Raw genomic sequence first — 16,012 nt, 5'->3', positions numbered from 1 at the left:
AAAGAAATATATTAATAAATTTGTTATCAACACCTTCTATTTCCCTATTTAGTTGCTTTAACATTGATTGCTCAGAATCCAAATGATTCAGTAGAGCCAGGTGCATTGATATGTCATTGACGCAGGAGAAAACCCCGCACTTAGTCAATATGTTTTCGGACGCTCACCAAAAGCGTTTGGTCCATATTTTTGACGTCTTTAGTGAAGGGATTTTTCACATGGATGAACAGGGTTGTATGACGTTTTACAACCCTGGCTTTTATCAACAATTTGGTTTTAACGCCTCCACCATCACACTCAGCGAATGGTATTCTGTCGTGCACCCGCAAGATAGAATTCAGCTCGAAGAACGAGTCAACGACCATGTGATCCACGAAGGTCGCGTTACCACCCAATATCGCGCACGTAAGACGAATGGACAGTATGTCTGGATTCTTGGTACCGCGGTGACCAAGGAGCACGACGGCGAAACATTTATGGTCGGCAGTCATCGCGATATTTCCGACCAGAAACTGATGGAGTCATACCTAAATCAGGCCGCCTTTTATGACAATGTTTCGGGCTTGGCGAACGCAACCAAACTCCTTAAAGACATTGACCAGATAAAGCTTAACGACGCTCAGTCCGGCACACTGGTTTACATTCAGATTGACGACATCAAATCGTACCTAAACCAATACGGTACCGAAGTCGTTCAGCACATTCTGCACCATTTGATATCCGCGCTGAATACCATAACCAGCCACGATACTGAATTCTATCGGGTTCGTTCTGATGATTTTGCCATCCTGCTTAACCACCCGGTCAGTAGTGAAAACCTGACGGCACTGTGCCAAGACATTCTTGAGCGCTACTCAAAATCAGCGCAGGAGCACGGTCATCTGTTCGGAGACAGTATGAGCATCGGGGTGTATCCGGAGTTTTCTTCCGAGTACAGCGCCGAACAAATCATCAATATCGCCTCTCGTACATGTCAGTACGCGGGTGAGAAAAATCGCTCACGCATCGAGATCTACAACGGTAAAACTCAGCGCGCGGTTGATCGCTTCTTCTACATTGAACGAGGTTTGAAAGAGGCACTGCAGTCCCGCTCTTTATCCGTCAAGTTCCAACCGATTCTCAACGCACAAAGCGGCCAGGTGTCGAGCTTTGAAGCATTGGTTCGCTGGCGTTCGAAAGAGTTTGGCGAAATATTTCCGGATGAGTTTATCCCGGTTGCGGAAAAGAAGGGCTTGATCACCGAACTGGGTTATCAAGTGTTTGAAAAAGCATGCGAATTCATCAGCCGTTACAACCAGGTCAATGGTGTGAACATTCGCGTGAATATCAACGTCTCCGTTTTGCAGCTCCTCAACAGCACATTTCCATCTAACATCAAAATGATGGCGGATGAAGCCGGCATTGCCCCTAAGTCGATTGTGCTCGAGCTGACGGAAACGGTTATTCTCGATGGCAACAAAAATGCGTTACACCAACTCGATACACTGAGTAAAATGGGGTTTCAGCTCTCTCTGGATGATTTTGGCGCAGGATTGAGTTCGATCCACAGTTTCTTTGATCTGCCACTCAATCAGATCAAGATTGACCGCTCGATGGCGACCAAAACACTGACCAATCGTGCATCAGAACAATACCTGAACTTCATTATTCAGCTTTGCCGCAGTAAAGGGGTCGATATCGTCATTGAAGGTATCGAAAACAGCGGCATGTACCAGAAGTTTCGAGAAATGGGCGCTTCTTACCTGCAAGGCTACTGGTTCTCCAAGCCGCTATCGCTGGCCAGTGCGAGCCGTTATACACTTTCAAGTAACCTGACCTCTGGTTAAACCACAGGGTGTGAAGTAGCTCCGATAACCTTTCATGGTCATAAATCCTTCATCTAAGTGACTGGATTTTAGTGAGATTGCTCCATAATATCGCCGAAACATACGGAAGTGTTTCAGGCGCATGATCCTCAATCAAACCCCAATATCCACATCGTCGTCCTTTCATCTGGAGGTCAGGTGCCTTCTGTTTACACTCGTCATCGTATTTCTTATCAATACTCCGATGCGTTATGTGAAATCTGACAAAGAATCCGATTTCGCCGTCCAGCTTAAAACACTGGAGGAAACATTGATCCTCAAACGCAATCTGGCCGCCAGCTTTCTTGCTATTGGTGACTCGCAAGTCGCCGAACAATATTTTGATTCTAAGTCCGCATTCCTTGACCTATCAAAGCAACTCCTCTCAGCGCAATCGCTGATTAAATCGATGGAAATCGTCTCAAAGAACCCGCCTTCCGGTTATCGCTATTCAAAATGGATCAATGCTTATAACAACTACTACTCAAGCAGCCTCAACCGCCAACAAACCCAACTGCTTATCGCGCCTCAATGGGGTGTATTTACTGAATTTAAAGCTATCTACCGCGACCAACGTCATATCGGTTACCTGGTGCTTGAGATCCATCTGAAAGAGTTTTCTGATATTGGCAGAGACAACATGCTACTGGTTAACGATGTGGGTACGGTCTACTCCAGTTCTCGTGTCGGCATCGAGAGTATGAGCAATCTGGGCGATACTTTTCCTAAAGTGTGGCAGGATTTACAGCGCAGTAGCCGCTTTGCCGGGTTATTGGAGTATGACGACTTCAGCTTTATTTACCGTAAGTTAGATCTGATCGATAACAGCAAAACTTATCTGGTGAAAGTTGTCGATAATCACGAACTGGTTCCGCCCTATTTCTACCTGATTCTTATGTTTGGCAGTATTACAGCCGGTGTCAGCCTCTACCTCTATCGCATTCGCAAAGACAAGCTGGAGCTGAGCAAAATCACTTTCACCGATGAACTTTCCGGGCTGCATAATCGGCACTATCTGAAAAAAGTCAGTCGTCAATTGACGCCAGACGGCCGCTATTACTTGTGCATTCTCGATATCGACCATTTTAAATCGGTGAACGATAAGTATGGTCATGATATCGGCGACCAAGTCATTAAGCGTGTGGCCTCCGTCATTAAAAGCCGCATCCGTTTAACCGATTATGCGTTCCGCTTTGGCGGTGAAGAGTTTGTGGTGGTGATCAAAACCGATTCAACAGAACAGGCCGTACGTATCTTCGATCGAATTCGCGAAGATGTTGCGCGCTTTGTTCAGGCTCCTAAAGTGACGATTTCCGGTGGCGTCTGGCCGGTTATAGAGTCTGTCGACGATGCCATTAAGCAAGCCGACCGCTTACTCTACATGGCCAAAGAAGGCGGGCGTAATACCATTTTGAGCGAAGCCGCTTAACTCGATGCCAAAAGAAACAGGCAGACGCGATTGCTGCCTGTTTATCTACCCGATACAAAGCGCTTAGTGTTCTGAAGAGATGCGTTTGCGCGTTCGCCATAAGCCAAGTGCCAGCAGCGATGCAAACCCAGCCAGCCCCAGAGAACCGCCTCCACCACTGTCCGACGACGTCGAACTCAGACCGAGATAAGCCAAGCGTTTCGCATCAGTCGCCGTAAAGGCAGGTGTTTCCGTTCCGGCCAGCACGCTGTTAATCCAACTGGTGTAATCGTACACTTCGGTAAACACGGCATCCGCATCAGAGTTAGTCCAGCCACTGCCGCAGGTCGTTGGACCAAAGCTGACAATACCAACTTGGGTTAACGAACCACTGACATTTCGATATATCGGGCCGCCAGAATCACCCTGACACGTACCATTGTCGAGCCCTGTTGAAACGCTATAGTCACCTTTAAAGCAAATCTGTTTACTGGTTAAAGAAGGCAAATCCAATTGACATGTTGTGTTCGAAACATAGGTCATATCCGTGACTAACAGATCATTGGTGTTGTCTACCCCGGTGCTTGTATTACCGTGACCAACAGCCTCAAAGACATTGTCGTTGGTATCATCATCTGTGCCATCTGTTCCTAAGCGATAGGAGTCATCACTGGGGATATCGGTATAGTCAACCACATTGAGGCTCGATTCCAGTTTGATAATAGCGATGTCGTTTGGCCATAAATTGGTGGATGAGTCTTCGTAATCAGGATGGTAATAGAACTCCGAAGCCCGCACAGTCTCAATGCTGCCATTTGGAAAAGCAGATTCATCATCCGTTTGACCGACCACGGTAAACAGCATGTAATCTTCGTCCAGATTGCCCAAACCATCAAAGATGCAGTGCGCGGCCGTGAGCACGTGCGTCGCGTCAAGCATGGTGCCGCCGCAGTAACTGCCGACGCCATACACGCCGTCGAATTCAATACGATCGTAAAACAGGCTGACAAAAGATCCGTATGTACTGACACTGGTCGACGTACCATTAACAATATAAGTCGTGACATCGGTGGTGGCCGCGAATGAGGGAATTGCAGAAAGGGAATACGTGAGCGCCGCCAAAGCCTTCCATTTCTTCATGTCTATATCCTTTAAGTAAAAGTTCTCAGATAGTACTTGATACGTAATATTCAGCAAAACTCTCTTTACGCGTCTTTACATTGCTAAACCAAAGTATGAATGATAAATAAAAAAACAGCCCCTCAAGAGGGGCTGTTTTTTCAGTATCTCGGATTAACCGCGGTAGTAGCGTTGCGGTACAAACGGCATTTTTTCAACCAACATTGGCAGCATTTTACCGCGTACTTCAGCAAACACTTCCGTGCCAATTGCAGACAGATCCGCGCGCACGTAAGCCATAGAGACTGGGATACCCGCAGTTGGACCGGCAGTGCCGCTGGTCACGATACCAATTTTTGCGCCTTCAGCATCAAACAATTCAGTGCCTTCACGCACTGGTGCTTTGGTTTGACCAACCAGACCCACACGCTTACGTGACACATCTTTCGTTGCGATTTGAGACAGAATGATATCCGCACCTGGGAAACCGCCTTCACGCGCGCCGCCCGTGCGACGAACTGGCTGAATTGCCCACAGCAGGCTGGCTTCAACTGGCGTGGTGGTTTCATCAAGATCGTGACCATACAGGCACAGACCGCACTCCAGACGTAGCGAGTCACGCGCGCCCAGACCAATCCACTCTACCTCTTCAAACGCTGTCAGCGTACGAGCCAGTGCTTCTGCTTTGTCAGCCGGCACAGAAATTTCGTAACCATCTTCGCCCGTGTAACCACTGCGGCTTACGATGCAGTCGATGCCGTCGATTTGCACTTGTTGGATATCCATAAACAGCATATCAGCGACCGCTGGTTGCAGGCGAGCCAGCACTTCAGCCGCTTTTGGGCCTTGCAGAGCCAACAGAGCGCGGTCGTCAATGATTTCCAGCTCAACACCTGATGGCAGATGTGCTTGCAGGTGATTGATGTCTTGTTCTTTACACGCTGCGTTCACGACTACAAACAGATGATCACCCAGATTAGCCACCATCAGGTCATCCAGAATACCGCCCTGCTCATTAGTAAAGAATGCGTAACGCTGCTTACCTTCGGCAAGATCGACCACATCGACTGGAACCAAAGTTTCCAGCGCCGCCGCCGCACCTTCACCGTGCAGACGAAGCTGACCCATGTGTGAAACGTCAAACAGACCTGCTGCTTCACGAGTGTGCAAGTGCTCTTTCTTTACGCCCAGAGCGTACTGCACCGGCATATCGTAACCCGCAAAAGGCACCATCTTCGCGCCAACTTCCAAATGAAGCGCGTGCAATGGTGTGATCAGGAGTTCTTGTGTCGCATGTTCTTGAGTCATTTTCTTCTCCATTAAGCCAGACTCAGTCTTTCGAGTGTAGCCGCTAGTGTTTAGCAAAAACTGTAGCAAAAGTTCCTATCAGGAAACCATGTTTCCAATAGTAAACAAGGATGCGCCTGTTTTAGCGCATTAACAAGTTCAAAACAGTGCGAATTGTCATAATTAACAACTCAATCACATTTAAGACTGCAAAAGAAAAACGCCGCAACGACGATATTCTCATCACTGCGGCGCATTTTTCTTCAATTCACAACAAAAAGCAAACGGTTGCCTTCACTATAGGAAATTTTTCAGTTTTTCACTTTATTTGGCCGTGACCCACAAGATCAGCGCATCTTCATCGCTCACCGAGACCAACATATGCCCCATATTGGCGTCGTAATACACACTGTCACCTTCTGCCAGCAGAACCGGTTCATAGAACTCACTGTAAAACATCACCTCACCTTCGAGGATCAGCAGGAACTCTTCACCGTCATGGCGAACCCAGTCACCATACTCTTCAAATGCACGTGCCCGAACCCGGCTTTTGAACGGCATCATCTTTTTATTCGACAGCTGCGTAGCCAGCAATTCATGCTCATAAGTTTGGGTCGGATGCGGTTTACCCAACCCTTTCTTGGTCACATCGCGACGGCCGCTTGCCATGATTTTCTTAGGTGGCTCAAAGAGTTGCGGCATGTCAATTTGTAAACCATGCGCCAGTTTCTGCATCGCCTGAAACGTTGGAGAGATCTGTTCGTTTTCGATTTTGCTGAGTGTTGAACGTGCCAATCCAGTACGCTGACTGGCTTCTTCCAGCGTGATGCCGAGCTTGGCGCGAATGTCTTTAATACGCTGACCGAGCTTAAGCGGTTCAATATTTTGGTCGCCGGATTCCTTGGCGAGAGTCAATGATGGGTACTCATCATAAATGTCTTCTGACATGCTTTCCCTCGAATATTTATTCTTCCTGTAGTGAAAAAACATTGTTGCACGAAGCTACAGATTGATTAAAGACCACAATGGGAAATAAAGCGTGCTTTAGGTAACAAAAACAGAAACCATGTTTCCTATAGGAAATTTTTGATTGATTGTTCTTTTTACAGGGAGTATGTTACGTCCTTGTTAGATGAAGAGATGCAAGTTACCGCGTTCAAGTGGCAAGGATTTAACATTTGGCTGCGGGTTTGGACCCTGTTTTTGGGGTCAGTTATCAGTGCAAACACCACGAGCAGCCTTGGGGCTCACTCGCGATTGAACCGATAACAGTGATTACGGAACAACCAACACATGCAGGATTTTGCTCAGGCAGAATCGAATAAGAAGGACCGACGAGCAGCAAGACGCTCAATCGCTCGTCAGATTATGGGAAGGTCATCTACCATGAACGCAAACGTGAACAAAGCTTACCAAAATCACAGCTTGGAGAGTTTCTTCTCCACGAACCTAGCAGCTACGGACGATGCGGTATTTGCCGGCATTCAGGCCGAATACACCCGTCAAAACGAACAAATCGAACTGATTGCTTCTGAGAACATCGTGTCTAAAGCAGTCATGCAAGCACAAGGCACCTGCCTGACTAACAAATACGCTGAAGGCTATCCGGGTCGTCGTTACTATGGCGGTTGTGAGCACGTCGACAGCGTTGAGGCGATTGCTATCGAACGCGCGAAGTCGCTTTTTAACTGCGAGTACGCAAACGTTCAACCTCACTCTGGTGCACAAGCTAACGGTGCTGTGATGCTGGCTCTGCTGCAACCGGGCGATACCATTATGGGTATGTCGCTGGACGCTGGCGGCCACTTAACGCACGGCGCGCGCCCAGCCCTGTCTGGCAAATGGTTTAACGCCGTTCAGTACGGTGTAGACCGCGCAACCTTAGAAATCAATTACGAAGACGTACGCAGACTGGCGCAGGAAAGCCAACCGAAGCTGATTATTGCCGGTGGCTCAGCCATTCCACGCATCATTGATTTCAAAAAGTTCCGCGACATCGCTGACGAAGTCGGCGCGCTGTTGATGGTTGATATGGCGCACATCGCCGGCCTGGTTGCCACAGGCGCTCATCCAAGCCCGCTGCCACACGCACATGTCGTGACCACCACCACACACAAAACCCTGCGCGGCCCGCGCGGCGGCATGATTCTGACCAACCACGAAGAGATCATTAAGAAGATCAACTCGGCAGTATTCCCTGGCCTGCAAGGTGGCCCACTGATGCACGTGATCGCAGCAAAAGCGGTTGCATTTGGTGAAGCTCTGGGGCCTGAATTCTCAAGTTATATTGATTCGGTGATCGATAACGCAAAAGTTCTGGCCGAAGTATTGCAAACTCGCGGCTGTGACATTGTGACTGGCGGAACCGATACGCACCTGATGCTGGTTGACCTGCGTCCTAAAGGATTGAAAGGCAACGTGGTTGAGCAGGCACTGGAGCGTGCAGGAATCACATGTAACAAAAATGGCATCCCTTTTGATGAAGAGAAGCCTATGATTACTTCGGGCATTCGTTTAGGTACGCCTGCTGGAACCAGTCGTGGTTTCGGTCGTGAAGAATTTAAACTCATTGGTGAGTGGATTGGCGACGTGCTGGATGGCTTAGTTGAAAGCCCTGAAGGTAACCCGGAAGTGGAACAACAAGTTCGCAAACAGGTTAAGGCGCTATGCCAGCGCTTCCCGCTTTACCAATAAACAGTTAATGATGCCTAAGGCGCATGGACGTCAAACCCGATTCATACGTTTATGCTCACCTTAGGCAGCAAATTCGATACATTTTGGAGATTATGCAATGGACAAAACACTGAAGTTTACAGACAGCCATGAATGGGTGCGCGACAACGGTGACGGTACAGTAACAATCGGTATCTCTGAGCACGCTCAGGAAATGCTGGGCGATGTTGTGTTTGTTGAACTACCAGAAGTAGACAGCGAATGCGATGCTGGCGAAAGCTTCTCACTGGTTGAATCTGTAAAAGCAGCTTCTGACATCTACGCGCCAGTATCTGGTGTGATTGTGGAAGTGAACGAAGACCTTCAGGATAGCCCAGAGCTAATCAACGAACAGCCATACGAAGGCGGCTGGATTGTTAAAGTGAAAATGTCTGACGCGGCCGAACTGGACGATCTGAAAGACGCCGAAGAGTATCTGAGCTCTATCGAAGAAGACTAATGTCTCAGAATAAAGCTGCCCCTGCGGGCGGCTTTTTTTCAAGGTAAAGGAAAATGACTGAATTACTTCACAGCCTAAGCACTCAAAATGAGTTTGTTGCTCGCCACAACGGACCAAACACCGCTGACCAAGCGAAAATGCTCAAAGCGATCAACGCGGCCTCTCTGGAAGCTCTGATCGCAGAAACCGTTCCAGCGAACATTCGTCTGGAAAAGCCAATGAGCCTTGCGCCAGCGAAAAGCGAAGCCGACATGCTGACTGCCATGAAAGCGTTCGCACAACAAAACCAAATCAAACGTACTTTCATCGGTCAGGGTTACTACAACACCTTCACGCCAAACGTCATTCTGCGTAACGTGATGGAAAACCCGGGCTGGTACACCGCTTACACGCCATACCAACCAGAAATTTCTCAGGGTCGTCTTGAATCGCTGCTGAACTATCAGCAAATGGTGATGGATCTGACGGGGATGGAAATCGCGAACGCCTCTCTGCTGGACGAAGCGACCGCAGCTGCGGAAGCGATGGCACTGTGTCACCGCGCGGGTAAGAGCAAGAGCAATATCTTCTACGTGGCAGACGACGTTCACCCGCAAACCATCGAAGTGGTGAAGACTCGTGCGGCTTTCCTGGGTTTTGAAGTTCAGGTTGGCGCAATCGATTGCCTTGCAGAACAAGACGTGTTCGGTGCTCTGCTGCAATACCCAAGCACCACGGGTGAAGTTCGCGATCTGACGGACATCATCGAAAAAGCGCATGCGAACAAGACATTGGTGACGGTCGCGACTGACCTGCTGGCCAGCACGCTGCTGAAACCTGCCGGCGAGATGGGCGCAGACGTGGTGATCGGTTCTGCGCAACGTTTTGGCGTGCCGATGGGTTACGGCGGTCCGCATGCCGCCTTCATGGCAACGCGTGATGCGTACAAACGTACCATGCCAGGCCGCGTCATCGGTGTATCTATCGATGCAAAAGGCAACCAGGCACTGCGTATGGCGATGCAAACTCGTGAGCAGCATATTCGCCGCGAGAAAGCGACCTCCAACATCTGTACCGCTCAGGCGCTGCTGGCAAACATGGCGTCATTCTACGCCGTATTCCACGGTGCTGAAGGTCTGCGTACTATCGCTCGCCGCACTCACCACCTGACTGCGATTCTGGCCGCTGGACTGACCAAAGCTGGCTTCGAACTGGCTCACAACAGCTTCTTCGACACCATCACCATCAACTCCGGTGCCAACACCGACGCGCTGTACCAGAAAGCACAGCAGGCCGATATCAACCTGCGTAAATTGCCTGTTCAACTGGGTATCAGCCTGGATGAAACCACCAGCATCGCCGATATCGAAGCGTTGTTTGGCGTGTTCGGCGTCAGCGAAAGCGTTCAGGCTCTGTCTGCCTCTATTGAAGCGAACGAGTTTGCTGCGATTCCAGAAAACTGCCGTCGTACGTCTGAATACCTGACTCACCCGGTATTCAACACGCACCACAGCGAAACGCAAATGATGCGTTACCTGAAAAAACTGGAAAACAAAGACTTCTCTCTGACGCACGGCATGATCCCACTGGGCAGCTGTACCATGAAGCTGAATGCAGCCGCAGAGATGATTCCGGTGACTTGGCCAGAATTTGGCTGCATTCACCCATTCGCACCAAAAGTTCAAGCGGCGGGCTATGCGGCTCTGGCCAGCGATCTGAAAGAGAAACTGTGTGAAATCACAGGCTACGATGCGTTCTCACTGCAACCAAACTCAGGTGCATCAGGCGAATACGCAGGCCTTATTGCGATTCAGCGTTACCACGAAAGCCGTGGCGAAGGTCATCGTAACGTCTGTCTGATCCCAAGCTCTGCGCACGGTACTAACCCGGCGACTGCATCGATGGTATCGATGAAAGTCGTGGTGGTGAAATGTGATGACAACGGTAACGTGGATATCGCTGACCTTGCAGAGAAAATCGAAAAACACCAAGACAACCTGTCTGCCATCATGATCACTTACCCTTCTACACACGGTGTGTACGAAGAACAGGTTCGTCAGGTATGCGAAATGGTTCATGCTGCCGGCGGTCAGGTTTACCTGGACGGCGCGAACATGAACGCTCAGGTTGGTTTGACGTCGCCAGGCTTTATCGGCTCTGATGTTTCGCACCTGAACCTGCACAAAACGTTCTGTATTCCTCACGGCGGCGGCGGCCCGGGCATGGGTCCTATCGGTGTGAAATCGCATCTGGCACCATTCCTGCCAGGTCACATTGAAGGCGGCCTGGAAGGCACAGATTTCGCTGTTTCTGCCGCGGATCTGGGTAGCGCCTCGATTCTGCCAATCTCTTGGGCTTACATCGCGATGATGGGCGCAGAAGGCCTGACCAACGCGACTGAAGTGGCGATTCTGAATGCGAACTACGTGATGGAGCGTCTGCGTCCTCACTATCCTGTTCTGTACCGTGGCGCGAATGGCCGCGTTGCGCACGAATGTATTATCGACATTCGTCCTCTAAAAGAAGAAACCGGCATTAGCGAAGAAGACATCGCAAAACGTCTGATGGACTACGGTTTCCACGCGCCAACCATGTCATTCCCGGTTGCGGGCACGCTGATGGTTGAACCAACAGAATCGGAAGATCTCGCGGAGCTGGATCGCTTCTGTGATGCGATGATCGCGATTCGCGAAGAGATCAGCCAAGTTCATTCTGGTGTATGGCCACTGGCAGACAACCCACTGGTAAACGCGCCACATACTCAAGTTGACCTTTCAAGCGACGAATGGGTTCACCCATACTCGCGCGAGATCGCCTGCTTCCCTTCAGCGCAAGCGAAAGCCTCGAAGTACTGGCCAACTGTCAACCGAGTCGACAACGTCTACGGCGACCGTAACCTGATTTGCTCTTGCCCTAGCATTGAGAATTACGAAGAGTAATTACGTTTTTAACGTACACGCAAAAGGCGAACCTTAAGGTTCGCCTTTTTTATTGGCCGAAGATGAATACACACCAACAGCACAATCAGGCTTGACTCTAAACTTAACTTTAACCTTAGGATGTCTCATCACCACTCCTGATTGAAGATAAGTTAACGATGCAAACAATATTAGGCGCCAATGGACAAATTGGCCGAGAACTGGCACTGAGCCTCAAACGAGACTTCACCAGCGACATTCGCTTGGTCAGCCGTCGCCCGCAGAAAGTGAATGACACCGACCAGTTATTTCAGGCCGATCTGCTCGATCCGGAACAAACATTGCGCGCAGTGGAAGGTTCAGAGACTGTTTACCTGACCGCTGGACTACCAATGAATACACAGCTATGGGTGGCGCAATGGCCGACATTGATGCGCAATGTGATTGCGGCATGTGAAGCACATGGGGCAAAACTGGTTTATTTCGACAATACCTACATGTATCCGCAAACCAACACGCCACAGCATGAAGACACGCCGTTTCAGCCAAACGGTGGCAAAGGAAATGTTCGCGCCCTGATTACGCGCATGCTGCTCGAAGCGATGGAGCAAGGAAGAATGAACGCTATGATTTGTCGGGCTCCGGAGTTTTACGGTCCGGGAAAAACGCAGAGTATTACCAATTCCACCATCATCAACAGCTTACTGGGCGGAAAAACGGCCAAAGTGTTTCTGCGTGATGATGTCACACGCAGCCTGATTTACACTCCGGATGCCAGTCGTGCGATGGCTTTGTTGGGCAACACACCCGATGCTTACGGCCAAACATGGCACTTACCGTGCGATGATAACCGTCTGACTTACCGTGAATTTGTCACTCTGGCTGCCACAACTTTCGGCGTACAGCCCAAATATCGCGTGTTAAAACAGTGGCAACTCTGGTTAGCCGGCAAAGTCAGTCCAACCATTCGCGACGTGGCAGAACTATTACCGCGCTACAAAGCCGACAATATTTTTGTTTCAGACAAGTTTAAGCAGCGCTTTCCCACTTTTCAGATCACAACCTTTGAGCAGGGATTGCACAACATCTGGCTTGAACGCCAGGCAAGATAAGCAAAGACGCTTAGTCGCGATCCCACGGGTACACAGTTTCGTTGCTGTGTTGCTGGAAAAAGCGATAGTTGTGCTGCATGTAATCGTCTTTTTTCAGCGCTTTGAGATCCCACAAGTTCAGATCAAGGTTGAAGTGAAAATCCTCGTTGGTCAATTGCAGTTGAGTAAACTTCGGTTTGGCAAGACGATAGACCGCGCTATCCGGCGTTTTGCAGTCAAACGTGACGGTTTCACTCGGCTCATTATTGACCGTAAGTTGAGCCTGATAAGGCGTTGCAGGATCGCACGGCGCATCTTTAGCAAAGGTAAACAAGAAATGGCCGTTGTTGGTGGTGTTCAGGAAAATCGCCAGTTGATGTTCAACATCGACTTGACGATAAATCAGCTGCTCAGAATGATGCTCCCGTGCGCTTTGCATGGCGGAATCATCCAAGCTGATGAACTGACTGTCCACCCAAAACCACCGTAAACCATGGTCCATGAACGTGAGCGCACGATACGAATGAAATCCTAAGTAGCCGAACACCACGATAAAACCCGTGCTCAGCAACACCAACCATTTAAACAACTTAGACATGAGTACATCTCGAACAATCTGCGACGGCTTTCCCGGTGATGGGTGCACTTTCCGCTTAAGATAATCCGGCATGATGCAAGGCCAACCGCCATGCTGTCAATCATGACATTATCAATAGGTAATGTTTCCTATTCAGACTTAATGGATGGATTCAAAGCTGATCAACCATCACAGTTATCGTTTTTAGCGTCCGAATAACAATACTCTTACGTCCTGCTTTCAAAGCCCATTTATAATACAGAGGCTTACCCTAATTGAATGCTAAGGAAGTGACATGGACGCAACCATGAAGACGGCACTGCTAGCCACAACGCTGCTTATGTCGCCTTTACTGAAGGCGCAAGATCTCAGTGAGTACGACCAGTGCTTGCTGACCACCACCAAATCACACAGCGGCGAAATGACCATTGATCAGGTACGTGAACGCTGCCAGTCGATGAGTGAACAGCCCGCCCCGGCGGAACAGGAAGATTTGCTGAGTCAGCGGCGTGAATCGGAAAAAAGCACCGAGTTCCGTCCATTTGTGATGACGGCGCACCGCATGAACTACATTCTGCCCATCGTCTACACCGACAGCATTAACCGCAAAGCGTACGAAGACACGGGCTGGGCCGACGGATTACGCAAAGCAGAGTCGGAGTTTCAAATCAGTTTTAAAGTACCGCTCAACTACACCGATTTGCTGTTTGAAGATGATGCGCTGTTCTTTGGATTTACCCTGCGCTCGTACTGGCAGGTCTATTCTGAATCGATTTCGCGCCCTTTCCGTGAAACCGATTATCAGCCCGAGCTGTTTTATTTCACGCCGACCCGTTGGCAACCGTTTGGTGGCAATACCTGGCTTGGGTTCGGTATTGAGCACCAATCGAATGGCCAAAGGCAGGATCTCTCACGCAGTTGGAACCGCATTTATGCGTCACTGACCTACGAGAAGAATCGCTTGGCTCTCAACTTGCGCCCGTGGTGGCGTATTCCGGAAAAAGACAAAACCAGCGCGGACGATCCGAATGGCGATGACAACCCGGATATCCTCGATTACATGGGCCACTTTGAGCTGACTGGTGCCTACAAATGGGATGATCTGGCAATTAACTTCACCGGGCGGGAAAACTTCGCCACTAACAAAGGTTATGCCGAACTCGGTCTCACGTTCCCGATTTGGGGCAAAGTCCGTGGCTACGCGAAATATTCCACCGGCTACGGCGAAAACCTGATTGATTACAACCACAATCAGCAGCGCTTTGGCTTAGGGATTGCCATCACTGACCTGTTATAAGTTTGCTTAGTCCGCGGTGAACCATAAAAAAGCCCGGACATTGACTGTCCGGGCTTTTTTCTTTCACAACACCGTGATTACCACATCAGGTCATCTGGCACGACGAAATCTGCGTATGGATCATCTTCATCCACCGCATCACTGGACGCCACCTGCTGTTCAATGATGGTTTGTTCATCACGCTGGGCAATTTTGTTCGCCACACTGCTAGGAATGACCACATAAGTGTCTTCGTAGCGGGCAATCGCCACGATGCCTTTAATCAGTTGTTCACGAAGCAGAGAGGTGACGTAAAGGGATTTCACCAGTGTACCGTCGGTGAAGTTGTATTTGATGTCGCCATCTTTGGTGTTGAGCTTGTTGAGTTCAATCAACTGTTTCACCTGCGACTGAATTTCTTTACTCAAACGTGCTTCGTTCTTTTGCGTATTCAGTTCTTTATCGCGCTCTTGTTGCTGGCGTTTTTGCTCTTCAATCGCAGCTTTGACTTCGCGCGACTGAACGCGTGATTTCTTTGCGCCTTTGGTGACTTTCTTGAATTTCTTCTCGTTCACCAAACCTGCTTTTAACATTTGCTCCTGGAGCGTAAGTTTTGCCATGAGATGTCTACTTTTCTTTGCGTTTTGCGCATTCTATCGGCTCAGCCCCTGCAAATAAAGCGACCTGATGAACACCTTCCAAACTCATCAACAATTTCTACTTGCCATATCCACTGCCGATGGCGCTAAACGGCATTTTCAGCCCTAACTCTGGTACTTGACGCCCGACCCAAGCCGGGAATGTATTACTGTTCGGCCCGGGAAACAGCGTATATTCATTCGCCCAGGGATAAACCGCCACCACATCCTGAACTTTCGGGATCAGTTGTGCGGCTTTCTCACCCTGAATGGAGAGCACTTTTTCTGGTCGCGCGCCATACCAATAGCGGTCGGGCGTGGCGGTTTGATACTGATACAAAGCAGGCTGACCGCGATCGACTCGCCACCCCACGACCTCATACACGGTGTATTCCTCGGCGTTTTGTGGTTTGACAGCCATCCAGGTATGCACGGCAAACCAGCCACGCCAGCTAAACGCGTCTGCGGCGTAAAACTCTATCACTGCCTGGCGGTTATTCTGTGGGTCTGGCGCGATCCCAGCAGGTTCACGGCTTGCTGTACGCCAGTCACTTTGCGTACAGGCACTCAGCAGCGCACCCGTTGCCAACACCAGCCATTTCGCCGACTGTTTAAGCGGCTTCTCAGCAACGCGATAGATTCGTTTCATGTTCACACTCCCTGTTGTCCCTGTCTTACGCTCGAAAGTCACTCTATCAGACCC

The 16,012-nt window shown here is 49.6% G+C and carries 13 protein-coding genes; 7 read left to right on the top strand and 6 right to left on the bottom strand.

The genetic code is table 11. From position 1 onward, the window contains the following. Positions 1-110: 110 nt before the first annotated feature. Both DYA43_RS19645 and DYA43_RS19640 read left to right on the top strand, forming a co-directional pair. The gene (locus DYA43_RS19645) at positions 111-1,826 is read left to right on the top strand and encodes a sensor domain-containing protein (RefSeq protein WP_024374993.1); all 1,716 of its coding nucleotides are present in this window, start codon (positions 111-113) and stop codon (positions 1,824-1,826) included. Between the two features lie 223 nt (positions 1,827-2,049). Further along, positions 2,050-3,273 (top strand): sensor domain-containing diguanylate cyclase, encoded by a 1,224-nt coding sequence (locus DYA43_RS19640; protein WP_061055440.1) that lies wholly within the window; start codon positions 2,050-2,052, stop codon positions 3,271-3,273. A gap of 63 nt (positions 3,274-3,336) precedes the next feature. Here DYA43_RS19640 and DYA43_RS19635 read toward each other — a convergent pair whose 3' ends face one another. From DYA43_RS19635 to DYA43_RS19625, 3 genes are all read right to left on the bottom strand, one after another. After that, entirely contained in the window at positions 3,337-4,392 is a 1,056-nt protein-coding gene (locus DYA43_RS19635) for a S1 family peptidase (RefSeq protein ID WP_061055439.1), read from the bottom strand. A 153-nt stretch (positions 4,393-4,545) separates the two neighbouring features. Continuing rightward, positions 4,546-5,679, bottom strand: a complete 1,134-nt coding sequence (gene gcvT / locus DYA43_RS19630) for a glycine cleavage system aminomethyltransferase GcvT (RefSeq protein WP_047460407.1) — start codon at positions 5,677-5,679, stop codon at positions 4,546-4,548. A 303-nt stretch (positions 5,680-5,982) separates the two neighbouring features. After that, on the bottom strand, positions 5,983-6,606 hold the full coding sequence (locus DYA43_RS19625) for a helix-turn-helix domain-containing protein (protein WP_020329103.1): 624 nt from the start codon (positions 6,604-6,606) through the stop codon (positions 5,983-5,985). A gap of 438 nt (positions 6,607-7,044) precedes the next feature. On the opposite strand from DYA43_RS19625, the gene DYA43_RS19620 reads away from it, so the two are divergent. The 4 genes from DYA43_RS19620 (at position 7,045) to DYA43_RS19605 (ending at position 12,839) form a co-directional block, all read left to right on the top strand. Further along, complete coding sequence (locus DYA43_RS19620) at positions 7,045-8,352, top strand: serine hydroxymethyltransferase (RefSeq protein WP_024375291.1); 1,308 nt, start codon at positions 7,045-7,047, stop codon at positions 8,350-8,352. A 97-nt stretch (positions 8,353-8,449) separates the two neighbouring features. Continuing rightward, on the top strand, positions 8,450-8,830 hold the full coding sequence (gene gcvH, locus DYA43_RS19615) for a glycine cleavage system protein GcvH (protein ID WP_020329101.1): 381 nt from the start codon (positions 8,450-8,452) through the stop codon (positions 8,828-8,830). 53 nt (positions 8,831-8,883) lie between these two features. Next, on the top strand, positions 8,884-11,748 hold the full coding sequence (gcvP, locus tag DYA43_RS19610; protein ID WP_061055438.1) for an aminomethyl-transferring glycine dehydrogenase: 2,865 nt from the start codon (positions 8,884-8,886) through the stop codon (positions 11,746-11,748). Positions 11,749-11,906: 158 nt separating this feature from the next. Continuing rightward, positions 11,907-12,839: an SDR family oxidoreductase gene (locus DYA43_RS19605; RefSeq protein WP_061055437.1), complete on the top strand. Its 933-nt coding sequence runs from the start codon at positions 11,907-11,909 to the stop codon at positions 12,837-12,839. 10 nt (positions 12,840-12,849) lie between these two features. On the opposite strand, the gene DYA43_RS19600 is transcribed toward DYA43_RS19605, so the two are convergent. Continuing rightward, on the bottom strand, positions 12,850-13,416 hold the full coding sequence (locus DYA43_RS19600) for a hypothetical protein (protein WP_225869399.1): 567 nt from the start codon (positions 13,414-13,416) through the stop codon (positions 12,850-12,852). A gap of 274 nt (positions 13,417-13,690) precedes the next feature. Between DYA43_RS19600 and DYA43_RS19595 the strand changes: the two genes are divergently transcribed. Then, entirely contained in the window at positions 13,691-14,692 is a 1,002-nt protein-coding gene (locus DYA43_RS19595; protein WP_047460400.1) for a phospholipase A, read from the top strand. A gap of 77 nt (positions 14,693-14,769) precedes the next feature. Here the strand turns inward: DYA43_RS19595 and DYA43_RS19590 are convergent, their stop codons facing one another. Together DYA43_RS19590 and DYA43_RS19585 are read right to left on the bottom strand one after the other, a co-directional pair. Continuing rightward, complete coding sequence (locus DYA43_RS19590) at positions 14,770-15,291, bottom strand: DUF2058 domain-containing protein (protein WP_061055436.1); 522 nt, start codon at positions 15,289-15,291, stop codon at positions 14,770-14,772. A gap of 97 nt (positions 15,292-15,388) precedes the next feature. Then, a complete protein-coding gene (locus DYA43_RS19585; RefSeq protein ID WP_020430331.1) occupies positions 15,389-15,958 on the bottom strand; it encodes a DUF3750 domain-containing protein in 570 nt (189 codons plus the stop codon). Positions 15,959-16,012 lie beyond the last annotated feature (54 nt).

The sequence above is a fragment of the Vibrio fluvialis genome (assembly GCF_900460245.1).
In the GTDB taxonomy this organism is placed as follows: domain Bacteria; phylum Pseudomonadota; class Gammaproteobacteria; order Enterobacterales; family Vibrionaceae; genus Vibrio; species Vibrio fluvialis.
Note: the sequence above shows the minus strand (reverse complement) of the source record. Positions and strands in the feature narration are given on the sequence as shown.